We start from the raw sequence: 20,899 nt of genomic DNA on the forward strand, positions 1-20,899 counted from the left end.
CCGCGACCTGGAGATCACACAGGCGTCGCGATGGTCGGCCGCGCGGCCCGGGGCCGGATGTGCGGGCTGGCGACCCAGCGCTGGGCAGCGGTGGACGCGGCGCCGGATCTCCGGTGCGTGGGTAATCGGACGTGCGGCTGGTGGTCGGGCCCGTCGACCGGTGGCCGCCGCGCGGACGGGTGGTCGCACACGCGGGGGTTGCTGGCCCGGCGCTGGGCCGATCGTTGGACTCGCCGGATCCGGACGAGCGGCTGGTGGTCGGGCCCGGGCTCGGTGATCCGGCGCGTGGGGGCGGTCGGACGTCTGGTCCGATGAAGGGCCCGCAGGCCGGTGGGCCGCCGTGCGGGCGGGGGCGCACAGGCGGCCCGTGGTCGGACGTGGCGTCCGTGAGTTGGCGGGTGGGTTAGGGGCGGGGGCCGGTGTAGCGGGTGATCCATAGGCCCTGGTTCTTGTCGGAGATGTAGATGTAGCCGCGGCGGTCCACGACCACGTCTTCGGTTTGCAGGACCAGGTCGCCCTCGGGCATCGGGCCGTAGCGGCGGGTGGGTTCGGGTGGGATGAAGTAGCCGACCTCGCGGGGCAGCCGGACGTTCGACACGTCGTACACGCGCAGTCCCGCGTTGAAGTGGGCGATGTAGAAGAGGTTCCCCTGCCGTTGCACGTCCGGGTGGTGCTGGTGGTGGTTGATGTTGTGCGGGCCGCTCCAGCCGCCGCGAGTGGCGAAGTCGTCGTACGGGGCGTTCTCCGGGGGGACGGGCGACGGCAGCGTGGACAGCAGCCATGGCTCGGCGGGGTCGGAGATGTCGATGATCGAGGCGTGCGGGGCAGGGCCCGCGCCGTACGACACGTCCTCGGAGTTCGCGAAGGCGATGCCGCGCTCCGGGACGGGCAGCACGCCGTGCACGCCGAACCGGGAGTGGAACGGGGGGCTGAAGCTGAGCCCGCCCACGCGCTTGGGCCGCGACACGTCCGAGATGTCCAGCACGACCATGCCCGCGCCGCCGTACGGCAGGTAGACGTGGTCGCCGGCCGGGTAGGCGGGGCCGTGCAGCGACACGTCGCCCGCGTTGCCGCAGCAGAAGCCGTGCGAGTGCGGTTGCCGGGTCGTGGGTTCCTTGGCCTCGCCGTCGCGTTGGCCGGGGACCCACCAGCGGCCCGCCTCGCGTGGACGTGTCCGGTCGGAGATGTCCAGGATCATGTAGATGTTCCCGGTGAAGCCGGGGACGCCCGCGGCGAGGTGGACGTACCGGCCGCCCGGATAGAGGTTGCGGTGGGTGCCGGTGCCGCCGGTCCGGAAGTGGCTGAGTCGGCGCGGCCGTACGGGGTCCTCGATGTCCCAGATGTAGACGCCGTCCTCGAAGTCGGCGGACGGGTCGCCGCCGAAGTTGGGGAAGACGCTCTCCAGCGCGGTGACCATCGTGTTCCCCGACAGGTCGACCTGCAGCGTCCACGTGTCGGCGGGCCCGGGGACGAACGCGACCACCTCGGGGCGGCGCGGGTCGGTGACGTCGACGACGCTCCAGCCGCTGTCCCAGAAGTGCCCGGTGTAGAGGTACCAGCGGCCGCGGACCTGGCGGATCGCCATCTTGAACGCGGGCCGGTGGTCGAGGTCGCTGTACCCGACCGCCTCCATGTTGTGGGCGTACGCGCCGCGCGGTGGCCGGGGCGTGCGTCCTTCGGCGGCCTCGGCGGGTGTGAGCCCGGCCTGTGCCGCGCCGAGCGCGGCGGCTCCCGTCAGCGACGCGCGCAGCGCCTGCCGCCGCCCGAACTCCTTCGATGCCATGATCGCCTCCTCGGAATCTTGATCATCTAAGGAGCCGGGTCATAAAGGCGTCCGAAAGGTCAGAGGGGTCAGGTCGGTGAGGATCTCCGACGCGGTGACGGGGTCGAGGTCGGCGACGACGGCCCGGCCGCCGGCGATCTCCCGGCTGATCCATGTCTGGAAGCCGTTGTCCTCGGCGGTGCCCCGGCGTTCCATGCCGAGCACCCGCCCGACCGGGACGGTGATGCCGTGGAACCGCTTCAGTTCGGTGCCCGCGCTCTCGTCTTCGGTGAGCGTGGAGGTCGGGCGGTCGAGCTGCGGGAACGGCTGCGCGATCTCGTAGTCGGCGAAGACCTGGCGCCAGGCGCCGAGCGTGTGGTCTTCGGCGATGCGGAACGTCCGGGCGTCCTCGGTGGTCCATACGAGCCGGCGGGCGATGTGCCACAGGAGGGGGTGCCGGACGATCAGGGTCTGGAACTCCCCCCGTCCACCGCCGCTGGGTGACCATGGCCTGTTCGAGCCGGAGGATCTGGTCGGCCGCCACCGTCCGCACGTCCTTCTTCAATGCGGCGAAGTGCTTGTGGGCGGCGGGGCAGCGCGGCCCGCCGCCCGATGAGTTACGGCTTGAGCCGCTCGTCCAACCCCACGGTGAAGCGGCGCGGGCCCGTGCCGTCGAGCCCGAGGTCGCGGACGAGCCGTTCGGGGGAGAGCCCTCGGTCGGCGGCGAGGGCGGCGATACGCTGCTGGGCCTTGGCCTTCAGGCCCTTGTACCGGACGTTCCGCGCGATGCCGTTCAGATGCGTCAGGGCGATGTCGGTGCCGATGGCGACGAGTGCGTCCAGGCCCGCGACCGCCAGGTGGTGGCCACCGGCGCCGGGCCAGGTCCGGATGAGCGGGGCGAGGCGGCGCACGGTGTCGTTGTCGCCGAGCAGCCCGAGCGCGTTCAGGACCCACGCGTCGTCGCCCGGCCCGCCGCTGCGCCCGGCGAACCCGTACTGCTCGAACAGGCCCCACGCGAACGCGGCCAGGGACGCGGGGTCGCAGGTCTCCTTCACCACGTCGATGCCCGGGTAGGCGTGGTCGGGCTTGGACAGGGCGAGCATGGTGATGATGTGACCGGCGGCCTCACCGGGGAGCGCCCCGCGTCCGTCGCGCAGGAACACCTGGGGGAGCAGGTGCGGATCGACGAAGGGGTCGATCTCGGGCATGGTCTCGGGGAGGACGTTCAGGACGTTGGTGGCGAGAAGGGCTTCGAGCGCGGCGGCGGCCTTGGACCTGTGGGCGCGGGCCGCGTCGGTGACGTCGTCGCGGTGCCCGTTGGAGGCGAGGAAGCGCAGCGCGGCCTCCGCCTCGCGTCGCTGTCGGCCGGCCTTGCCCAGAGCCGCCGGGATGAGCGCGCGCGCTGCCGCGAACGCGTGCCGCTGGAACCAGCCCTCCACGACTGGATGCAGCCATGGGCGGCGGTCGAGCGACTCGGCCATGAGTGCGGCGACTCGGGCGTCGCACAGCGGCAGCAGCAGTTCGGTGGCGGTCGCAGGCTCCGACAGGGCCAGCTCCAGCGCGGCGGGCAGTGCGTCCGTTCCGTCGTTGGCGATGACGCGCTTCATTACGTTCTGGGACGACGACCATTCCTCCCATTCGCCGGGCTCCCACGCCGTCTCCGGCTCGTTCGGCGCCTTCAGGCCCCGGACGATCATGAACTTGACGTGGACGCCCTCGCGCGTCCACGGCGGGTCGGCCAGTAGGAGCGGCAGCGCCTCGGGCGGTGCCTCCTCGGCCCACCCCTCGCCTGCCGTTTCGACGGCGCGGCGCACGTCGGCGGGCAGGCCGGGCAGGAGCGCCGCGGTGAGGGCCGGGTGGGCTCGCACGTGGCGGCGGAGAAGGCGCGTGGCGTACGAAGCGGTCCGCTGGACGGCGGCGTCGCCCAGCAGGCGGAGGGCGCGGGCGGGGAAGCGTCGCGCCGCCTCCTGCACGGCGGCGTGCATCTGGGGCTTGTCCAGGCGTGCGAGCAGGAGCCCGAACGCCTCGTCGGTGGGCAGGGCGGCGAGCACCTGTGCCTGCTGGGCGATGAAGTGGTCGCCGTCGTCATAGGCCGCGGCGATCCTCGGCGCCATCGCGGAACCGACGGCTTCGACGACCGTGTAGAGCGGGTCGGGTGTCCAGGTGCGCGGCGAGAGATCGACGTGGTCGAGCCGTTCGAGCAGTTCGAGCTGCTCCAGCGAGCCGATCGCGGGCAGCAGGAGCATCAGCTCGCCGTGGCTCGGCTCTCCGGGCAGGGACGCGCAGAGTTCGTCCGACCAGTCGAGGCGGGTCGGCGCCAGGTACGAGGCGATGAGGCGTTGCGCGCCGTCACGGCGGCAGTGGGCGAGGGCCTCGACCGCCTCCCGGTAGTCGCGTTCGCCGGCGGCGGCGAGGGAGGCGCGCACCCTCTTCGCGACCAGGTGAAGGCAGTGCCGCACCTTGTCCACGGGCGGCTCCTCCTCGCCGGGACGGTAGGCGCGGAGATGCCGCCACGGCTGTCGTCCCCGGTAGGTGTAGCCGTCGACGATGACCCGGCCGAGCTCGGCCGTGGCGGCGGCCGCGAACCCGAGCCCGTGCTCGGCGATCCAGGCGTCCGCGAACTTCCAGGTCGCGCCCAGGCGGTCGACGGACGCGAAGATGTCGTCGATCATGCCCGACTCGGCCGCGACCACCGCCGCGATCACGCCCGCGCCCCGGGGGTCGGGCGCGCCGTCCAGATGGGCGCGGGCGGACTCGACCAGATCGCGGTGGCTCTGCTCGGCGTCCAGCAGGTGGTGGAGCGCGTCGCGCGCCTCCTCGGTGAACCCCCGTACGGCCTCGGCCGCCCCGGGGTCGGGCTCGACCGGCGGCCCGGGGGCGCCCCCGCGGCACGGATGCAGATGGGCGCGCCAGGCGTCCGGCATGACGAAGGCGTCCTCGTCGATCTCCGGCATGGGCGGGACGCTACCGAGTCCCTCCGACACGCGGGCTTGACCGATCTTTGAGGGGTGGGGGCACATTCCGGGGTTGCCCAGGTCGATCGTCGTTTGATGACTATGGAGTGGTGTGCGTGGGAGGCCGCCATGAAGCGGCGCGGTGACCGCAGGCCGCCGTGCGACCCGGTCGAAGACGACGGGGTGCTCGACCCGGCCCAGACGCTGGAGGGCGAGGATCCCACCGCCGACCCGCTCGACCGCGGGATCACCGTTCCCGAGCACTGGTCGGCGGCCGTCCGCTACGGCACGACCGCCGACGAGCTGGAGCAGGGCGAGACGCTCGACGAGCTGCTGGCCGAGGAGGAACCGCCCGAGGACGAGGCGGACCCGCACTGGTACGGGCCCGACGACGAGCCCGAGCCGCGCGCCGGACGCCTGGCCGCCGAGGACGGCGGTGACGGCGAACTGCTCGCCCGGGAACTGGACGAGGAGTCCGACGGCGGCCCGGAGGAGGTCGCGATGTCCATCACCAGCGAGGACGCCGACCGCGGCGCCGTCCTGGACGAAGCGCTGGACGAGACGCTGCCGGAGGCGGTGCGCGCCGTGCTGCGGGAGATGGCCGCGCAGGAGGCCCGGGAGCGGGAGGAGAACGATGAGTGACCGCGAGGGCAGGGCTTGACATGGGGGCGTTCTCACCCGGATTCCACCGGCGCCGCCAGGAGGACGAGACCGGCGTCCGCCTGCCGCCGGGCCAGTACCTCACGCGGGACTTCCCCGTGCTGTCGGCCGGGCCCACCCCGCCGATCGAGCGGGACTCCTGGAGCCTCACCCTGGAGGCCGGGCCCGGCGAGCGGCGGACGTGGACGTGGCAGGAGTTCATGGGCCTGCCCCAGGAGGAACCCACCGTCGACATCCACTGCGTGACCCGCTGGTCCAAGCTCCACACCACCTGGCGGGGCGTCTCGGTGGACACGCTGCTGGACGGCCTCGACACCGGCGCCGCCGAGTACGCGGTGGCGTACTGCTACGGCGGCTACACCACCAACGTCCCGCTCGAGGACATCACCGGCGGGAAGGCGTGGATCGCGCACACCTTCGACGGGTACCCGCTCGCGCCAGAGCACGGCGGCCCCGCGCGGCTGCTGGTCCCGCACCTGTACTTCTGGAAGTCCGCCAAGTGGATCCAGGGGCTCCGGCTGCTCGTCCACGACGAGCCGGGCTTCTGGGAGACGGCCGGCTACCACAACTACGGCGACCCCTGGCGTGAGCAGCGTTACTCGTGGGACTGACGGCGGACGGCGCTCCCGCGGCGACCCGGCCGCCGCCGCGCCCGCGCCCGGAATGGCGGCCCGCGCTGCTCGTCGCCGACCGGCGGGAGAACGACGTGACCCGGACGCTGGTCCTGCGCGTTCCCGGCTGGTCAGGCCATCTGCCCGGCCAGCACGTCGACGTCCGGCTCACCGCCGACGACGGGTACCAGGCCAGCCGCAGCTACTCCATCGCCGCGCCCGCCGACGGTGAACGCGTCGAGTTGACGGTGCAGCGGGTGGCGGACGGCGAGGTGTCCCCGTACCTGGTGGACGATCTCCCGGTCGGCGCCGCGATCGAGATCCTCGGCCCGGTCGGCGGCTGGTTCGTGTGGCGGCCCGCCGCCGAACCGCCGTCGCTGCTGGTGGCGGGCGGCGCGGGCATCGTCCCGATCATGGCGATGGTGCGGGCCTGGCGGGACGGCGGCGGCCCCGGGTCCCTGCGGCTGCTCTACTCGCTCCGCTCCCGCGACCTGCTGTGCTACGCGGCCGAACTGTCCGCGCTCGACGACGGGCTGCTGCTGGCCTACACCCGGCGGGCCCCGCCCGGCTCCGCGCGCCCGCCCGGACGGCTGACCCCGGCCGAGGTCGCCGAGTACGGCGTGCCGCCCGACCGGGCCCCGCGCTGCTACGTCTGCGGCCCCACCGGATTCGTGGAGGCGATGAGCGCCCTGCTCACCGGCATGGGGCACGACCCGGCGCGGATCCGTACCGAACGATTCGGCCCCAGTGGAGGATGACCATGGTTCACGGCTGGCACCCCGACGACCGGCACCTGGACGGCAACGCCCTCGCCGGCCCGCTCAGCCTGCTGTTCGTCCCTGAGATGACGCTGGCGTCCGGGCAGTGCGGCACCTGCGGGCACTCCGACCTGCTCGTCCGCGCCCCGCTGTACACTCAGGCGCCCGGCCAGGTGATGCGCTGCCCGGTCTGCGGCGAGGTGACGCTGCGGCTGGTCGTCACCCCGGACCGCTTCCGGCTCGACCTGCCGCACGGCAGCTCCCTGACCATCCCGCACACCTGACCGATATCGATTCGCCTATGGCAGCCCGACCCATATCCATATTGGACCGACCGGGCATCCTTCTGGTGTCCTCTGCCGGTGACCATCACCGCCCCCGCTCCCGCCCCGCCCGCCGCGGCCCCGTCCGACCGCAGGGTGATCGTGACGGTGGTCGCGTGCCAGCTCGCCGGCTGCCTGGGCTACTTCGCGGTGATGTCCCACCTGGTCGCGCACCTGCGGCACGACGTGGGCCTGCTGGCCGGGACGATCGGGCTGATCCTCGGGATCCGGGTGGGGGTCCAGTTCGCGCTGCTGCTCCCGGTCGGCGCGCTCACGGACGCGATCGGCGCCCGCCGCACCGGAATGATCGCCTGCGCCATCCGCGCCGTCGGCTTCGCCCTCCTCGGCACCGCCGACGACATAACCGCACTCCTATGCGCGGCCGTAGCCATCGCCGCGGGCGGCGCGCTGTCCAACCCGTCCGCCCAGAGCCTGCTGGCGAGCGTCCACCCAGATCGCCGCTCAGGCGGCTTCGGCGCCTATGTCGCCACCCAGCACATAGGAACGATCGCGGGCCCTCCCGTAGGACTGGGCCTCCTCGCCCTGGGCCACGGCTTCACCCCTGTGGCCGTGATGGCCGCAACCCTGTGGGCCCTGGCAGGCGTCCTGTACCTTTCGCTGCCGCGCCGGGCCGCCAAAGCAACAACCCCACGCTTCAAGGACATCTTCACAGGCATACGCGCGGTCTTCCGCGACCGCAGGTTCGTGCTCTTCGCGCTGATGACCGCGCCCACGACGCTGCTCGCCAACCACATCATGACGGCCGTGCCGCTCCTGGGCTTCGGCTCCGCCGCCGCGACCGTCTGCCTGTGCGTGCTGGCCGCCGTGGCCGCGTCCGCCCAACCGTTCGTCGCGTCCAACCGCAGAGGCGAACGCCCCTGGGTGCTACGCCTGGGCCTGCTGTGCGCTGCGGGCGCGTTCTTCGTCCTGGCCCCGCTGGACGGCACCCAGACCGGCCCGCTGATGGTCGCCGCCGTCCTCAACGGCGTCGCCAACGGCCTGATCCAGCCCTCCATCTTCCAACGCGCCGCCCGCCACGCCCCGACCGAACGCTTCGGCTCGTACTACGGCGTCCTGGCGTTCTGCGCGGGCATGTTCTCGTCCGCAGGCGACCTCCTGCTGGGCCGCCTCTATGACCTAGGGCCTACTACCACCACCGCAGCCCTCCTAGGAGTAGGCGCTTTCGCCCTCATCTCAGCCTTCGGCACCCGAGGCCCATAACTCACGGCCAGAGAACGGCGAAGACCACCTTCCCCGCCTTCCCTGCCAGGGGCCGCACGCCCCAGTACCGGGTGAACGTCTCCACGACGAACAGCCCGCGCCCCGACTCGCTGGTCAGATCCACGATCCGCATCCGAGGCATCTCCCAGGTCGCGTCCTGCACCTCCACCGACAGCATCCCGTCGTCCGCCCGAACCAGACGCAGGATCACATCATCGTCCGCCGTGCTGCCGTACCGCATGGCATTGGTGACCAGCTCGCTGGCCACCAGGCACGGCACGTAGTCCTCCATCTCCCAGCGCCCCAGCGTGAGCCGCACGAACCTCCGAGCCTCCGCGACGGCCACCAGATCCCGCTTGACCACCATCTCCCCACGCACTGCCTCGCCCACGATCTCTCCTCACTTTGTGTGGCGTACAGCACACATTGAGCCACTTCCCCGTCTAGGATTCACGTACCGGAGTCAATTGGTCACTACTGGTAAGGCGTGAGCCGAGGTCGGTAGGTTCCGTGGAGAGGAAGGCGCCATGCCCCCCAGGCGTCAGCGTCCTCGCGAATCCCCTGCGCTCATCGCGTTCGGCCGCCAGATGCGCCGGATGCGAGAGGCCAAGGGGGTCAAGCAGGAGACCATCTCTCAGCTCACCCAGATGAGCGGCGCCCAGGTCAGCCGCATCGAGAATGGAAAGCGGCGGGCCACCCGCGCGTACGTCGAGATCGTCGATGACCATCTCGAAGCGGGCGGCTCACTGATCACGCTGTGGGAAGACCTGAACAAGGACGGCCACCCCGTCCCCATCTGGTTCGACTGGCCCCAGATCGAAGCCGACGCCGCCATGCTCGTCTCTTGGGAACCCACGCTGATCGCCGGGCTGGCCCAGACACCGGCTTACGCCTCGGCCCTGCTGAAGGGCAACAAGGAAGCCGTGGAGGCGCGCCTCGCGCGTCAGGTCATCACCTCCAGAGATGGAGAGAAGGCGGCGCCGTTCCTTGTTCTCCTCGTGGATGAGCAAGCGCTGCACCGCCCCGTCGGCACCGCCGAGACGATGAAGGAGCAACTGGAGCACCTGGTCGCACTTACCTCATTGCCCAATGTCACAGTTCAAGTAGTGTTGGCGAGAGGCGAGCATGACGGCAACATGGGTGCGTTTGTCGTAGCGACGATGGATGATCGAAGCGAGGTCGCGTATGTCGAGACGGCCATACGCCCGATCACGACCGACAACCCCGAGGACCTGTCCACTCTGTCGCGAACCCTTGTAGCGCTCCGATCAAGGGCGCTCACAGAAGAGATGTCGTGCGAACTGGTGAGAAAGGTGGTCCAGGAGAAATGGACCTGACCGGAGCCAAGTGGCGTAAGAGCAGCTACACCGGGTCCAACGGCGGCAATTGTGTCGAGGTTGCCGGACTCCCTGGCGTGGTGGCGGTGCGTGACAGCAAGGACCCGGACGGCCCGGTGCTGCTGGTGAGCCGCGCCGCGCTGCGCGAGGCCGTCCAGGCGGCGCTTTCGACTGCCTGACGAGGTGCTGGGGCGATGGACCTGACGAGCGCCAAGTGGCGCAAGAGCACCTACAGCAGTGCCAACGGCGGTAACTGCATCGAGGTGGCCGATTTCCCGGGTGGCGTTGCCGTGAGTGACAGCAAGGATCCGGACGGCCCGGTGCTGCTGGTGACCCGCGCCGCGCTACGCGAAGCCGTCCAGGCAGCGCTTCCGACAGCCTGACGAGGTGTTGGAGCGGTGGACCTGACAAGCGCCGAGTGGCGTAAGGCGGCACGCAGCCTTAACAACGGCGGCGAGTGCGTCGAGTTGGCTTGGCTGCTGCCCGGTGCAGTGGCCGTGCAGTGACAGCAAAGACCCTGATGGGCCCAGTGCTGGTGGTGACCCCGCTGCGCTTTGCGAAGCCGTCCGGGCGGCCCTCCCGACGAGGTGACGAGGTGCTGGATCGATGGACCTGACCGGAGCTAAGTGGCGTAAGAGCAGCTACACCAGTTCCAATGGTGGCAACTGCGTTGAACTGGCGGGTGATGCTGGCGTGGTGGCGGTGCGTGACAGCAAGGACACCAATGGCCCGGTGCTGCTGGTGACCCGTGTCGCGCTGCGTGAGGCCGTGCGGGCGGTGGTTCAGCCTGAGGGGTGACTGGTCGCCAGGGCGTTGATCATAATCAACGGCTCCCTGGCCGCTGACGCCCGCTCGGAGGGGCGCCCATGGTTTATCTGGGAGTCATCGCCTTCGGGATCGCTGTGCAGCAGATCGATCGGTGGCACCACAGCCCCCTCTGCGGCTCCCCGCGCTCACGACACCGCGAGACCTCAACGCCGTCCAGCGGGAACGAGTGAACGACGTCACGCCGACCCTCCTTCTCGCCGGGCACTGGGTTGAGATCGTTGGGTGGCGGCTGGTCGCCTGCCTCGGTCCGGTCGGCTGGTGCGGTGCCGCCGTGGCGATGGCGATCAAGATGCGGCACCTGCAGGAGGTGTCGCTCCACGCCGTGCACACCAGGGGCCATCGGGGACCTGCCGGCCGAGGCGGCCGCGCACGCGCCGATGGGGTTCGTGTCGGTCCTGCTGCTCGGGTGGCTCGTGCCCCGCCTGCTGCTCTAGTCCCTGCTTGCCTGGATGAGCCAACTCGCCGAGCACCGCTGGTTCGATCCGGCGCCGGTCTGGTCGCGGGCCACGACCGAGACGGTGGAAGCCGCCCGGTGCCTGCGCCCCCTGCCGTGCGGGACGTGTGGTGCATTCGCCGACACAGCGTTGGCGTGGGTTCGTGCTCGGTTTCAGGGGCGGGCCGACCGAAGACAGAACGGATGTCCGGCCGGGCTGGCGTACACCCGGGAGCCCTGCTGAGTGGAGACGACGACATCGTCAGTCGGTCGTAGTCGTCGACCGCCGGCGTCGAGCACCCGCTTGTCCGCGGTCGCCGCGTCGTCCGTGGCGAGGTCGAAGTGCATCTGCTGGGAGGCGCCGTCGGGCCACTGCGGCGGTACCTGCCCCGGAGCGTGCTGGATCACGATCACGGGGAAGCCGTCGATCTGCAGAAAGTGGTGCGTTGCCGTCCTCGTGATCGAGCCGCCGAGCAGCCGGTGCCAGAATGAGCTTTCGCTCTCCAGGTCTGCGGCGTCCACGATCAGTGACGTCAGGCTGAAGGGCATGGTGTCTCTCCTTGGATTGCGTGTTGGGGTGCGGCTCAGGCCCGACTCGGAACTGGGCGCCGCGTCGGCGCCTTCAGGTGGTCCACGATCTGCTGCTTGACGTCGTCGATGTCGATGCCCTGGCCGTCGGCCATTTGCTGGAGGGGGTCGCTCGCCCCCTCGGTGACGACGAAGCCCGGCAGAACGAACACGACCGCTCCAGGGCGGCATCGGTCCGGTTGCGGCTCCGGCGTTGTCGGCCAGGACGTCGATGCCTCAGACGCTGTCCACTACTCGGGCCGAGTTCCGCCACCCCCTTCTCAGATCGCAGGTCGGCGGGCATGAAGGTGGCGGGCAGGTCTCCCGGGGGCGCGGTTCGTGAGGCCGTCAGCACGGTGGCACCGGCTGCGGCGAGACGACGAGCCGTCGCCTCCCCGAGCCCTCGGCTACCGCCGGTCACCAGCGCTCGCAGGCCGACGAGCCCGTTGTGCTCGATCGTCATGGGGGTGCTCCGGCAATAAGATGAACCCGACTCCGGAAACTGTACACAACCGGAGTCCGATTCACCTTACGGAGGGCCGTTGCCGTCATCACGTCCGTTGCGCGCCGATGCCCGCCGCAACCGCGACGCGCTTCTGGTCGCGGCGCGGGAGGCGTTCCTCGCCGACGACGACGCGCATGTGGAGGAGATCGCCCGCCGAGCCGGCGTGGCTGTCGGCACCCTCTATCGCCACTTCGAAACGCGCGAAGCGCTCGTCGCGGAGGTGTACCGCCAGGAAGTCGCCGATCTCTGCTCGACTCCCGCCCGACTGCTCGCACAACACGCCCCGGACGAAGCACTGCGCACCTTCCTGCTGTTGCTCGTGGAGCACGCGGCAGTAGGCAGAGGTATGGGCGAGGCGCTGGAGTGCATCATGGGAACCGATTCGCCGGTCTTCGACGACGCGCGCGACGAGATGACCCGTGCCCTTGACGAACTTCTCGCGGCAGGCATCGCGGCCGGTCTCGTCCGCAGTGGCATCAACGGGCGCATCGTCCTGCGCGCCCTCGGCGGCATCTGCGGGATGCGCGCCGAAGGCTGGAAGGACGATGCAGTGCACATCGCCACGATCTTGTATGACGGGTTGCGCTGCGGCGCAGCCAACCATGGCTAACGGCGGTGACTGTGTTGAGTTGGCGGGTTTCCCGGTGTGGTGGCCGCGAGTGACAGCAAGGAACCGGACGGGCCGGGGTGCTGCTGGTGACCCGCGCCGCGCTGCGCGAGGCCGTGCGGGCGTTCCTTCCGACCGCGAACTGATCACAATTGGGGCGGTGGCGGTACCGGAGCGCTTGGTCGCGTGATTGTGTGCCTTTGTGGCGGAGGACGCGAAAACGGTGGTGAGCGGCCGGTATCGGCTGGTGGAGGTGTTGGGCGAGGGCGGGATGGGCGCCGTCTGGCGCGCGCACGATGAGCGGATGCGCCGCGATGTGGCGCTCAAGCAGCTCAAGATCCCCGTGAGCCTGGCGACGGGCGTGCGCGAGCAGATGGTCGCGCGCATGGAGCGGGAGGCGCGGTCGATCGGGATGCTCAAGCACCCCGGCATCATCACCGTCCATGACCAGTTCCACGACGAGGACGGCCTGCCCTGGATCGTGATGGAACTGGTGCGGGGCTGCTCCCTGGCCGCCGTCATCGGCGACAACGGCCCGCTGGACGAGGCGGAGGCCGCCCGGATCGGGGCGCAGATCGCCGCGGCGCTGGCCGCCGCGCACCAGGCGGGGATCGTGCACCGCGACATCAAACCCGCCAACATCCTGCTCGAAGGCGAGCGGGTCGTGGTCACCGACTTCGGGATCGCCGCCGTCCCCGGAGAGGCCACCCTCACCGCCACCGGCGCCCTGCTGGGCACCCCCGCCTACATGTCTCCTGAGCAGGTCAACGACCGCGAAGCCACCGCCGCCTCCGACATGTGGTCCCTGGGCGCCACCTTGTACGCCGCCGTCGAAGGCCGTCCCGCCTTCACCGGCGGCACCCTCGCGGCGCTGCTCCTGGCCGTCTCCCGGGGCGAACCCGCACCCACCCGGCGCGCTCAGCTCCTGGCGCCCATCCTGCGCGACCTGCTGAACCGTGATCCCCAGCGGCGTCCTACCGCTGAGGCCGCCGTAGCTGCACTGACCGCATTGGGGGACGCCCCACCGCCTGCCGTCGCGTCACCGGACATGGTGAGCTTGGGCCCCGCAGCACCGTCGCTCTCGCGGCGCGCCTACCTCGTCACCATGGGCGCCGCCGCCCTCGCCCTGGCCGTCCCCGTCGGTTACCTGCTCACCGACGAGCGGCAGGCCGAACGGCCCCGTGGGAACCGCACTCCCGCTCCGTCTGGACCGATTTCCCTCGGTCTGGCCCTCACCGGCCATGGCGGGCCTGTCAGCGCGGTGGCGTTCAGCCCTGACGGCAAGACCGTGGCCACCGCGAGTGGTGACCGGACGGTGCGGTTCTGGGACGTGGCCGCCCGCACGCTCCTCAACCAGCCCCTCACCGGCCACACCGATGCTGTCAGGGCGGTGGCGTTCAGCCCCGATGGCAAGATCCTGGCCACCGGAGGAGCCGACAGAACGGTGCGGTTGTGGGACGCGGTCGCTCGTACCCCTCTCGGCAAGCCCCTCGGCGACCACTTCGAAGCGATCGAGGCGGTGGCGTTCAGCCCCGACGGCAAGATCCTGGCCACGGGAGACGGCGACGGGACGGCGTGGTTGTGGGACCTCGGCACCCGCGAACACCCCGACGCCCCCCTTGTGCACACCAACGGGGTCCACGCGCTGGCGTTCAGCCCTGACGGCAAGACCTTGGCGTCCGCGAGCACTGAGGTGCAGTTGTGGGACGTGGCGATCCGCAGCCCCGTCTTCCGGCGCCTCAAGGGTTACAGCAGCACCGTCGGCGCGCTGGCGTTCACCCCGGACGGCAGGACCCTGGCCACCGCAGGCCACTATCGGGAGGTGCGGTTGTGGAACACCCGCACCCGCGAACCCATCGGCGACCCCCTCGTGCCCAGCGACGCTGTCGGCGCGCTGGCGTTGAGCCCCGATGGCAGGATCCTGGCCACCGCGAGCGAAGATCGGACAGTGCGGTTGTGGGACGTGGCCGCGCGCAGGCCCCTCAGCCGGCCCCTCCCCGGCCACACCGACACTGTCAGCGCCCTGGCGTTCAGCCCCGACGGAAAGACCTTCGCCAGCGCGAGCGACGACCACACGGTGCGGTTGTGGGACGTGGCGGTCGTGCGTCAGCGTGCGCCCGCCTGAACGCACGGCCGTTCAGGAGCCGGTGTGCTGGTGTTGCTCGGGTAGGCGGCTTGCCGGGTGCGCCCACGGCAGGACGTTGTCCGGGTGCCCCTCTTGGCGGAAGAACGCGAGGATCTCGCGGTCCGAGTAGCGCAGGCTGAAATGGGTCAGGACGAACAGGGTCTCCGGGTGGGCCTCCACCACGGGGCGGAGGCGGCTCCAGACCGTGTGCCCGACTCGATCGGCGCGGTCCATCTCGGCGTCGTCGATGAACGTGCACTCGGTGATGATGACCGGATACTCGAAGAGCCACGGATTCCGCTCGAACACGTTCACGTGCGTGTCGCCGAGGAAGGCGAACAGGGGGCGGTCGACTTGAGTGTCGACCTCGGTTCCGTCCTTGCGGTGCTGGGCCATGATGCGGCCGAAATCGCTGCCCCGCCCTTCGTTCACCAGGGACCGTCGTAGTTCCTCGAACTCCGGGCGCAGTGCCTTGCGTCTCTCGGAGAAGGCGTAGCCCACGCAGGGCACCTTGTGCTCGCACTCCACCACCCGGACACGGTGCCCTCGGCGTCCGAAGACGAATTGGTCGTCGTGGCGCATGCCGTGCAGGCGGTGGCCGCCCGCGAGGGCCGGGTCGAAGGTCGGTCCGTGGTTCAGCTCGGCGGACGCGCGCAGGTAGGACTCCACGTAGGGCACCGCGTCGGCGGGCAGGTAGATGTCGGTGCCGGAGGCGTTGGACGCCAGGAAATCGAGGTCCTTGGAGTGGTCGTGGTGGGTGTGGGTCAGGAAGACCGTGTCCACCTGCCGGCCCTCGCAGAGACCGGCGTCCAGGCTGCACCGCAGCTCGGGTATGTGGAAGAAGGTCTTGTCGTTGGCTCGGGAGTAGCCGGTGAGGGTCAGGTCCGCGCCGGGAATCCGCCATGTCTTCCACTGGCGGAACGGATGGCCCTGCTCCAGTGGTTCGGGGTGGTCGGGCCGCATCATCGGGACACCCTTCCCTGAACGGTCATGGGCCGCGCTTCCCGGCCGCCGCGATCGTAGCGGCCGATCCGCCGTGGGCCCACCGATTTTCCGGGCCGACTGTCGTTGAATTCATGGAGCCGGTAATGGTCGGTCCGGAATTCGGTTCGGTTGGAGTCCTTCCGGAGCCTTGGTCTACCTTGGGACGCCGTACGCTCCCCAGGAAAGGTCTTCGTTTTGTTCGGAGCCGATGGCGCGGAATTCGATGCTCTGGTGCGGCAGTCGCAGGAGCGGGTGGCCAGGATCGCGAGCATGCGGGAGCAGGCCGGCGCCCTGACCGGAACCGCCGAGACGCCCGATGGCCGCATCAAGGTGACGTGCACCGCCGACGACCCTCTCGCGGAACTGCGCATCGATCCGAGGGCGATGCGGATGGCCTCCGACGACCTCGCCGCCGCCATCAGGGAGACCGCCCGACGCGCCCTCGCCGACCGCGATCGCCAGGTCGAGAAGCTGGCGGCCCAGGAGTACGGCGACGACAACCCCCTCGACCTCCTCAACAATGGGGAGCGGCTCCAGCAGACCCTCAGCGAGGTCCAGGGCATGTTCAGCAAGGCAGGACGCGACGCCCGGTCGTTGATCGACCAACTCCAGCAGCACCTCGGCGGCAAAGACCAACCCGGAGGCGCCAAATGATCAGCCCCGTGCTGATCGCCTCGCGCCCGGTGGCCGATTCGGGCATGGAGGCATCGGCCGGCAACATCTTCGCGGCCGTCCTCACCGCCGTCCTACTCCTCTGCGGCATTGCCCAAGGGGTGTTCGCCTACACTGGCCGGTGGCGATCCTGGCACTACAACGGCACCGGCATGCACGGCATCGCCCCGCCACTGACGGTCTTCTGGGCCTCAGTGACGGGGCTGATCGTCTATGTCGCGACGATCTGCGGAGTGCTCGGTGCCTCCAATGCCGCGCTGGTCATTTTCCTGTTCGGCATTCCTCCCGGCATGATCACGTGCGTCAGCTTCTGGTGGCTGCCGCGCTTCGCGAGGCCCCGATGGGTGGCCGAGGAAGAGGCGCGTCTGCTGGCAAAGCGTGACCGCCCGAGTTAGGAGGGCTGCCCCAGCGTCGGGTGGGTCTTGTCGACGTACTTGACGCCGGGTTGCTTCTCGCCGGGCTTCGCGTCCTCGTCCGACCCGTACTGCTGCCCGCCCCGCATCCACTCCACGAGGTCGTTGACCCTTTTGTGGAGGCTGGGTCCTCCTTCGGCGGTGTCGAGAAGAGCCTTGGCCCCGGCATTGGCCTCCATGCCGGTCACGGGCGCGATCCGGGATGTCGTGGGGAGCCCGAGCGCCGGCTTCCATGCCGGACCGGATTTGTAGACCGGTACTCCTCCCATGAGGTTCGCGGTCAGCTTCTGCTCGCCGTAGGCGAGCGTCCCCAAGGCCATGTCGTCCAGGCTGTTGACGAACGACTGGGCGAACGTGCCCCACACATCGCCGTTTCCCTTGATCGCCTGGGTGACGATATTCCCGCCCATGAACGCGCCGAAGATGGCGGCGGTGGCGTGGAAGATGTTGCGGAGCGTTTCCGAGCCGATGCTGAGGACGCGGTGGAACATGGCGGCGAACTGGTTGGCCTGGGCCTCCATCTGGAGTGCCGCCGGTGCACCGACGACGGTGCTCGCGGCGATCGCGATGGCGGCGGCGAAGATGGCGAGAATGGAGCACATGACGAACTCCATGTAGATGAAGGCCGCGACGAGCACCGCGAGGACCCACAGTGAGATGGCCGCGCACCAGGCCATGACGATGGCGGCGTCGAGCTGGTTGACGAATTCCTTCATCTTCGCCTCGAACGCGGTGCGGTCGTCCCCCTTCCACTCCTGTTCGCTGAGCCTGCGCTGGTAGAGCTCCTCGATTTTGGCCTGGGCCTTCTCCAGTTCGTCGATGGTCTCCTTCCAGCCGTCGGCGGCGTCCCACAGCTGCTGCGGGTTTCCCTGCGCGAGGTAGGTGATGGGGACGATGGGAATGGCCGCCGGTATGATCACGGCGGCGACCATCGCCTCGATCGTGGCCGCTTTGGCGAGGTTCTCCGCCGGGCCGAGTGCGTTGCCCATCAGATCTCCTTGATGACCGACCTGCGGTCGGCTTCCTCGGCGGTGGCGGCGGTCTTCTGCAGCTTGCCGTTGATCTCCTTGAGGTTCTCGGTCTTGGAGATCAGGTCCTGGTCGGCGAACTCGATCAGCTGCGTGTAGACCAGCGCGCAGGAGATGCCGAACGTGGTGAACGCGGCGGGCTGGGCGTCGCGCGGCTTGACGTTCAGTTTGTTGCGGGCCTGCCGGACGATCTCGCCGACCTCGGTCTCGAAGGCGTGGCCGAGCTTCTTGATGCTCGAAGCGACCCATTCGACCTCGTGGCCGCCTCCGCCACCGGACGCGGGCGGCGCGCCGGAGGTGGGGCCGCCGCCCCCGGGCGGGGCCGGTGAGGGAGCGGGTGTGGGGCGGGGTGCGGGGTTCGTCCCTGGCTGGTTCAGGATCGTGGCGACTTTGTTCTCGCCCAAAATGCTCCTTCCGACGCTCAGGGACGGTTCGGTGAGCGTCGAGCGAGCGGCTCAACCGGCGGGGTAATCGTCTGACCTGGCGGGTTCATGGCGGGCTGTCAGCACGAGCCAACGTAGCGTGCCAGAAGGGACGGTCGCTGACGAGGCGTGTTGTGGTCATTGGTAAAAGAGCGGACGCGTGCTGACCGGAATTCCGGATATCTGCCGCATGGGCGTGGGCGCCTCGGGCCAGAGTCCGGCCTGGACGTGGGGATCAATCGTTGTGCTCGTCCGGCGATTGGATAACCTGCGCCGCCGACGTCAGCACCCGGACAAGGAGACTCGTGAACAGGAACGACGTGTGGGACCCCTTCGGCACGCTGCGCCGGGTCCTGTGGATCGGCGGCGGGCAATGGGCCGGCAAGTCCACTGTCGCCCGGCTGCTCGGCGTCCGATACGGGCTGACCGCCTACCACTACGACTACCATGATGCCCGCGGCCACAATGACCGCCGGATCGCCCGCCGCGTCAAGCTGGGCGAACCTCCCGCGGACCCGGATCCCGACGCCACCTGGGTGAACACCACCCCGCAGGACATGGCCGCCGAAACCCTGGCCGGCTTCCCGGCCCGGTTCGAATGGGCCCTGGACGACCTGCGCGCTCTGGTCTCCGGACGCCCCATCATCGCCGAAGGCTGGGGGCTTCGCCCCGAGCTGGTCGCCCCGATCACCGATTCGCCTCGGCAGATGGTCGTCATGGTGCCCACCGGGGCGTTTCGCGACCGGCAACTCGACGCACTCACCCGAGCCGCCGCCATCGGCCATGACGTCAGCGACCCGGCGCAAGCCCAGCGCAACCGGCTGGAACGTGACCGCCTCGTCGCCGACGACGCCGTCCGCTCCGCCCGCCGCCTCGGCATCCGTGTGATCGAGATCGACGGATCCCGCGACGCCGGTGCCATCGCCGACATCGTCGCCGACCACTTCAGCCCCTACCTGCCACCACCGGAAGGCGAGGACGCTTGATCGGCATTCGACCGGTCACTCCTTGGGCGGGGTGAGGGCCTTGAACCAGGCGTTGCTGTCGGGGAGGAACTGGAACACCAGGGCCGGGACCACGAACAGGACGGTCCAGACGCCCACCAGCAGCAGCGCGCCCATCACGGTCAGCGCGATCCGGGCGCCGTTCCCGCCCTTCCGCAGGCGGATGGCCAGGATGACGAAGGCGGCTCCGAGGCCGATGAGGAAGACCGGGGCGAACGGGCCCGCGTTCAGGTTGGTGGCCTCGGGGTTCAGGGCGTAGCTCAGCCCGCCGAGGGCGAGGATCACGGCGAAGACGATCCAGATCGTCGCGGCGATGGTCACGTTCCGGGGGCGGGGGGCCGGTTCCATGGTCACCATCTTCCACGAAGCGCCGGGAACCGTCCGGGAATGCGGGGTTATGTCGTGGACGATGACGTCCGGGCTGGGCAGCCATCGCCCGGGCGCGGGGTGCCGGGCGATGGCCGGTGGGGCGGCCCCGCGTCCGCTACTTGAGGTCGCCGAAGAACTGGCGGAGGTCGCCGACGAGCAGGTCGGGGGCGTCGTGGGCGGCCCAGTGGCTGCCGCGGTCGAACTCGCTCCACGACACGATGTTGCGGTGGTCCCGTTCGGCGAAGCGGCGCAGCGGGCGGAAGTCGAACGCGAACGAGGCCAGTCCCAGGGGGAACGTGGTCGGCTCGGACGGCCCCTGCTCCGCGTGGTGGTTCTCGTAGTAGAAGCGCGCGGACGACGCGGCGGTGTTGGTGAGCCAGTAGATGGTGGCGTTCGTCAGGATCACGTCCGGGTCCGGCAGCCCGGCGAGGAGCTGCCCGATCCAGGCGAGTTGCCCGGCGGGGGAGTCGGCGAGGGCGTGCGCGAGCGTCTGCGGCTGCGCCTGCTGCGCGCGGTCGTGGACGGCGTGCTCCACGAAGCCCTGTAGGAAGCCCAGGTACTCCAGCTCCTCGGGCGCGAGCCCCTCGAACTCGGCCGGGTCGCCGCTCGGGAAGGAAAAGATCTGGTTCACGTGGACGCCGATCACCCGGTCGCCGTGGCGCCGTCCCAGTTCGGGGCTGACGATCGCGCCGGCGTCGTTGCCGTGCGCGCAGAAGCGCTCGTACCCGAGCCGCCGCATCAGCTCGGCCCAGGCGTCGGCGGTGCGCGCGGCGTCCCAGCCCTTGGTGCGGGTGTGCCCGGAGAAACCGAAGCCGGGCAGGGACGGGATCACCACGTGGAAGGCGTGGGCGGGGTCGCCGCCGTGCGCGCGCGGGTCGGTGAGCGGTCCGACCAGGTCCAGGTACTCGACGAAGGTGTTGGGCCAGCCGTGGGTGAGGATCAGCGGGACGGCGTCCGGCTCGGGTGAGCGGACGTGCACGAAGTGGATCGTCTGGCCGTCGATCTCGGTGGTGAACTGCGGGAAGGCGTTGAGCTTCGCCTCCTGGGCCCGCCAGTCGTAGGAGTCGCGCCAGCGTTCCACCAGCTCGCGGACGAACGAACCCGGCACCCCGTACTCCCAGCCGGGCTGGACCGGGCCCTTGGCGGTCCCGTCGGTGACCTCCGCGGCGGGCAGTTCCTCGGCGAAGCGGGTGCGGGCCAGCCGGGCGGCCAGGTCGTCCAGGTCGGCCTGCGGGACGTCGATGCGGAACGGCGTGATCTCGGTGTTCTCCGTCATGTCCCGAACGATAGGAGCCCTATAGGCAGACTTCGTTCCT

The 20,899-nt window shown here is 70.2% G+C and carries 26 protein-coding genes and 2 pseudogenes; 15 read left to right on the forward strand and 13 right to left on the reverse strand.

Translation table 11 applies throughout. The annotated features are described in order from the left end of the window. Positions 1-403: 403 nt before the first annotated feature. The 4 genes and pseudogenes from ACFPZN_RS22350 to ACFPZN_RS22365 all read right to left on the reverse strand — a co-directional run bounded on the left by ACFPZN_RS22350 (position 404) and on the right by ACFPZN_RS22365 (position 4,716). On the reverse strand, positions 404-1,783 hold the full coding sequence (locus ACFPZN_RS22350; RefSeq protein ID WP_378284028.1) for an LVIVD repeat-containing protein: 1,380 nt from the start codon (positions 1,781-1,783) through the stop codon (positions 404-406). A gap of 39 nt (positions 1,784-1,822) precedes the next feature. Next, positions 1,823-2,230, reverse strand: a complete 408-nt coding sequence (locus ACFPZN_RS22355; RefSeq protein WP_378284093.1) for a DUF4132 domain-containing protein — start codon at positions 2,228-2,230, stop codon at positions 1,823-1,825. 25 nt (positions 2,231-2,255) lie between these two features. After that, positions 2,256-2,330: pseudogene (locus tag ACFPZN_RS22360) on the reverse strand (hypothetical protein); the annotation flags it as partial. Positions 2,331-2,379: 49 nt separating this feature from the next. Beyond that, the gene (locus tag ACFPZN_RS22365; RefSeq protein ID WP_378284029.1) at positions 2,380-4,716 is read right to left on the reverse strand and encodes a hypothetical protein; all 2,337 of its coding nucleotides are present in this window, start codon (positions 4,714-4,716) and stop codon (positions 2,380-2,382) included. A 129-nt stretch (positions 4,717-4,845) separates the two neighbouring features. Between ACFPZN_RS22365 and ACFPZN_RS22370 the strand changes: the two genes are divergently transcribed. The 5 genes from ACFPZN_RS22370 (at position 4,846) to ACFPZN_RS22390 (ending at position 8,289) form a co-directional block, all read left to right on the forward strand. After that, positions 4,846-5,358 (forward strand): hypothetical protein, encoded by a 513-nt coding sequence (locus ACFPZN_RS22370; protein ID WP_378284031.1) that lies wholly within the window; start codon positions 4,846-4,848, stop codon positions 5,356-5,358. After that, the gene (locus ACFPZN_RS22375) at positions 5,355-5,987 is read left to right on the forward strand and encodes a sulfite oxidase-like oxidoreductase (RefSeq protein WP_464043952.1); all 633 of its coding nucleotides are present in this window, start codon (positions 5,355-5,357) and stop codon (positions 5,985-5,987) included. Before ACFPZN_RS22370 ends, ACFPZN_RS22375 begins: the two co-directional genes overlap by 4 nt. Continuing rightward, positions 5,978-6,745: a ferredoxin reductase gene (locus tag ACFPZN_RS22380; protein WP_378284032.1), complete on the forward strand. Its 768-nt coding sequence runs from the start codon at positions 5,978-5,980 to the stop codon at positions 6,743-6,745. Before ACFPZN_RS22375 ends, ACFPZN_RS22380 begins: the two co-directional genes overlap by 10 nt. After that, on the forward strand, positions 6,742-7,029 hold the full coding sequence (locus ACFPZN_RS22385; RefSeq protein WP_378284034.1) for a DUF6510 family protein: 288 nt from the start codon (positions 6,742-6,744) through the stop codon (positions 7,027-7,029). Before ACFPZN_RS22380 ends, ACFPZN_RS22385 begins: the two co-directional genes overlap by 4 nt. Before the next feature lie 78 nt (positions 7,030-7,107). Continuing rightward, positions 7,108-8,289: an MFS transporter gene (locus tag ACFPZN_RS22390; RefSeq protein WP_378284035.1), complete on the forward strand. Its 1,182-nt coding sequence runs from the start codon at positions 7,108-7,110 to the stop codon at positions 8,287-8,289. 1 nt (position 8,290) lies between these two features. Here ACFPZN_RS22390 and ACFPZN_RS22395 read toward each other — a convergent pair whose 3' ends face one another. Next, the gene (locus tag ACFPZN_RS22395) at positions 8,291-8,680 is read right to left on the reverse strand and encodes an ATP-binding protein (RefSeq protein ID WP_378284036.1); all 390 of its coding nucleotides are present in this window, start codon (positions 8,678-8,680) and stop codon (positions 8,291-8,293) included. 136 nt (positions 8,681-8,816) lie between these two features. Between ACFPZN_RS22395 and ACFPZN_RS22400 the strand changes: the two genes are divergently transcribed. The 5 genes from ACFPZN_RS22400 to ACFPZN_RS22420 all read left to right on the forward strand — a co-directional run bounded on the left by ACFPZN_RS22400 (position 8,817) and on the right by ACFPZN_RS22420 (position 10,424). Beyond that, positions 8,817-9,626 (forward strand): helix-turn-helix domain-containing protein, encoded by an 810-nt coding sequence (locus ACFPZN_RS22400; RefSeq protein ID WP_378284037.1) that lies wholly within the window; start codon positions 8,817-8,819, stop codon positions 9,624-9,626. Further along, complete coding sequence (locus ACFPZN_RS22405) at positions 9,617-9,805, forward strand: DUF397 domain-containing protein (protein WP_378284038.1); 189 nt, start codon at positions 9,617-9,619, stop codon at positions 9,803-9,805. Before ACFPZN_RS22400 ends, ACFPZN_RS22405 begins: the two co-directional genes overlap by 10 nt. Before the next feature lie 15 nt (positions 9,806-9,820). Continuing rightward, the gene (locus ACFPZN_RS22410) at positions 9,821-10,009 is read left to right on the forward strand and encodes a DUF397 domain-containing protein (protein ID WP_378284039.1); all 189 of its coding nucleotides are present in this window, start codon (positions 9,821-9,823) and stop codon (positions 10,007-10,009) included. A gap of 15 nt (positions 10,010-10,024) precedes the next feature. Next, the gene (locus ACFPZN_RS22415) at positions 10,025-10,132 is read left to right on the forward strand and encodes a DUF397 domain-containing protein (protein ID WP_378284040.1); all 108 of its coding nucleotides are present in this window, start codon (positions 10,025-10,027) and stop codon (positions 10,130-10,132) included. 100 nt (positions 10,133-10,232) lie between these two features. Further along, positions 10,233-10,424, forward strand: a complete 192-nt coding sequence (locus ACFPZN_RS22420) for a DUF397 domain-containing protein (protein WP_378284041.1) — start codon at positions 10,233-10,235, stop codon at positions 10,422-10,424. A 637-nt stretch (positions 10,425-11,061) separates the two neighbouring features. On the opposite strand, the gene ACFPZN_RS22425 is transcribed toward ACFPZN_RS22420, so the two are convergent. From ACFPZN_RS22425 to ACFPZN_RS22435, 3 genes and pseudogenes are all read right to left on the reverse strand, one after another. Further along, a complete protein-coding gene (locus ACFPZN_RS22425) occupies positions 11,062-11,436 on the reverse strand; it encodes a VOC family protein (protein ID WP_378284042.1) in 375 nt (124 codons plus the stop codon). 35 nt (positions 11,437-11,471) lie between these two features. After that, positions 11,472-11,627: a hypothetical protein gene (locus ACFPZN_RS22430; protein WP_378284095.1), complete on the reverse strand. Its 156-nt coding sequence runs from the start codon at positions 11,625-11,627 to the stop codon at positions 11,472-11,474. A gap of 200 nt (positions 11,628-11,827) precedes the next feature. Next, positions 11,828-11,917 (reverse strand): annotated as a pseudogene (locus ACFPZN_RS22435) (oxidoreductase); the annotation flags it as partial. A gap of 79 nt (positions 11,918-11,996) precedes the next feature. Between ACFPZN_RS22435 and ACFPZN_RS22440 the strand changes: the two are divergent. Further along, positions 11,997-12,569, forward strand: a complete 573-nt coding sequence (locus ACFPZN_RS22440) for a TetR/AcrR family transcriptional regulator (protein ID WP_378284043.1) — start codon at positions 11,997-11,999, stop codon at positions 12,567-12,569. Positions 12,570-12,792: 223 nt separating this feature from the next. Next, positions 12,793-14,691: a WD40 repeat domain-containing serine/threonine protein kinase gene (locus ACFPZN_RS22445; RefSeq protein ID WP_378284044.1), complete on the forward strand. Its 1,899-nt coding sequence runs from the start codon at positions 12,793-12,795 to the stop codon at positions 14,689-14,691. Positions 14,692-14,703: 12 nt separating this feature from the next. Here ACFPZN_RS22445 and ACFPZN_RS22450 read toward each other — a convergent pair whose 3' ends face one another. After that, positions 14,704-15,657, reverse strand: a complete 954-nt coding sequence (locus tag ACFPZN_RS22450; protein ID WP_378284045.1) for an MBL fold metallo-hydrolase — start codon at positions 15,655-15,657, stop codon at positions 14,704-14,706. Positions 15,658-15,906: 249 nt separating this feature from the next. Between ACFPZN_RS22450 and ACFPZN_RS22455 the strand changes: the two genes are divergently transcribed. Together ACFPZN_RS22455 and ACFPZN_RS22460 are read left to right on the forward strand one after the other, a co-directional pair. Then, positions 15,907-16,329 carry a YbaB/EbfC family nucleoid-associated protein gene (locus ACFPZN_RS22455; RefSeq protein WP_378284047.1) on the forward strand — a complete coding sequence of 141 codons (423 nt, stop codon included), beginning with the start codon at positions 15,907-15,909 and terminating at the stop codon, positions 16,327-16,329. After that, positions 16,326-16,742 (forward strand): hypothetical protein, encoded by a 417-nt coding sequence (locus ACFPZN_RS22460; protein ID WP_378284048.1) that lies wholly within the window; start codon positions 16,326-16,328, stop codon positions 16,740-16,742. Before ACFPZN_RS22455 ends, ACFPZN_RS22460 begins: the two co-directional genes overlap by 4 nt. Here ACFPZN_RS22460 and ACFPZN_RS22465 read toward each other — a convergent pair. Both ACFPZN_RS22465 and ACFPZN_RS22470 read right to left on the reverse strand, forming a co-directional pair. Further along, positions 16,739-17,749 carry a hypothetical protein gene (locus ACFPZN_RS22465; RefSeq protein WP_378284049.1) on the reverse strand — a complete coding sequence of 337 codons (1,011 nt, stop codon included), beginning with the start codon at positions 17,747-17,749 and terminating at the stop codon, positions 16,739-16,741. The genes ACFPZN_RS22460 and ACFPZN_RS22465 overlap by 4 nt on opposite strands. Beyond that, positions 17,749-18,192 carry a hypothetical protein gene (locus ACFPZN_RS22470; protein WP_378284050.1) on the reverse strand — a complete coding sequence of 148 codons (444 nt, stop codon included), beginning with the start codon at positions 18,190-18,192 and terminating at the stop codon, positions 17,749-17,751. Before ACFPZN_RS22470 ends, ACFPZN_RS22465 begins: the two co-directional genes overlap by 1 nt. 323 nt (positions 18,193-18,515) lie before the next feature. Here ACFPZN_RS22470 and ACFPZN_RS22475 point away from each other — a divergent pair, with 323 nt between their 5' ends. After that, positions 18,516-19,196, forward strand: coding sequence for a hypothetical protein (locus ACFPZN_RS22475; RefSeq protein ID WP_378284051.1), 681 nt, complete (start codon positions 18,516-18,518; stop codon positions 19,194-19,196). A 15-nt stretch (positions 19,197-19,211) separates the two neighbouring features. Here the strand turns inward: ACFPZN_RS22475 and ACFPZN_RS22480 are convergent, their stop codons facing one another. Next, the gene (locus ACFPZN_RS22480) at positions 19,212-19,562 is read right to left on the reverse strand and encodes a hypothetical protein (RefSeq protein WP_378284052.1); all 351 of its coding nucleotides are present in this window, start codon (positions 19,560-19,562) and stop codon (positions 19,212-19,214) included. Positions 19,563-19,698: 136 nt separating this feature from the next. Further along, positions 19,699-20,859 (reverse strand): epoxide hydrolase family protein, encoded by a 1,161-nt coding sequence (locus ACFPZN_RS22485; protein WP_378284053.1) that lies wholly within the window; start codon positions 20,857-20,859, stop codon positions 19,699-19,701. Positions 20,860-20,899 lie beyond the last annotated feature (40 nt).

It is taken from the genome of Actinomadura rugatobispora (genome assembly GCF_042656285.1).
GTDB lineage: Bacteria > Actinomycetota > Actinomycetes > Streptosporangiales > Streptosporangiaceae > Spirillospora > Spirillospora rugatobispora.

Coding starts and splice junctions, on each gene's coding strand:
- ACFPZN_RS22350 (WP_378284028.1), bottom strand. CDS start 1,783: ATGGCATCGAAGGAGTTCGGGCGGCGGCAGGCGCTGCGCGCGTCGCTG.
- ACFPZN_RS22365 (WP_378284029.1), bottom strand. CDS start 4,716: ATGCCGGAGATCGACGAGGACGCCTTCGTCATGCCGGACGCCTGGCGC.
- ACFPZN_RS22370 (WP_378284031.1), top strand. CDS start 4,846: ATGAAGCGGCGCGGTGACCGCAGGCCGCCGTGCGACCCGGTCGAAGAC.
- ACFPZN_RS22385 (WP_378284034.1), top strand. CDS start 6,742: ATGACCATGGTTCACGGCTGGCACCCCGACGACCGGCACCTGGACGGC.
- ACFPZN_RS22400 (WP_378284037.1), top strand. CDS start 8,817: ATGCCCCCCAGGCGTCAGCGTCCTCGCGAATCCCCTGCGCTCATCGCG.
- ACFPZN_RS22405 (WP_378284038.1), top strand. CDS start 9,617: ATGGACCTGACCGGAGCCAAGTGGCGTAAGAGCAGCTACACCGGGTCC.
- ACFPZN_RS22410 (WP_378284039.1), top strand. CDS start 9,821: ATGGACCTGACGAGCGCCAAGTGGCGCAAGAGCACCTACAGCAGTGCC.
- ACFPZN_RS22420 (WP_378284041.1), top strand. CDS start 10,233: ATGGACCTGACCGGAGCTAAGTGGCGTAAGAGCAGCTACACCAGTTCC.
- ACFPZN_RS22425 (WP_378284042.1), bottom strand. CDS start 11,436: ATGCCCTTCAGCCTGACGTCACTGATCGTGGACGCCGCAGACCTGGAG.
- ACFPZN_RS22450 (WP_378284045.1), bottom strand. CDS start 15,657: ATGATGCGGCCCGACCACCCCGAACCACTGGAGCAGGGCCATCCGTTC.
- ACFPZN_RS22460 (WP_378284048.1), top strand. CDS start 16,326: ATGATCAGCCCCGTGCTGATCGCCTCGCGCCCGGTGGCCGATTCGGGC.
- ACFPZN_RS22465 (WP_378284049.1), bottom strand. CDS start 17,749: ATGGGCAACGCACTCGGCCCGGCGGAGAACCTCGCCAAAGCGGCCACG.
- ACFPZN_RS22480 (WP_378284052.1), bottom strand. CDS start 19,562: ATGGAACCGGCCCCCCGCCCCCGGAACGTGACCATCGCCGCGACGATC.
- ACFPZN_RS22485 (WP_378284053.1), bottom strand. CDS start 20,859: ATGACGGAGAACACCGAGATCACGCCGTTCCGCATCGACGTCCCGCAG.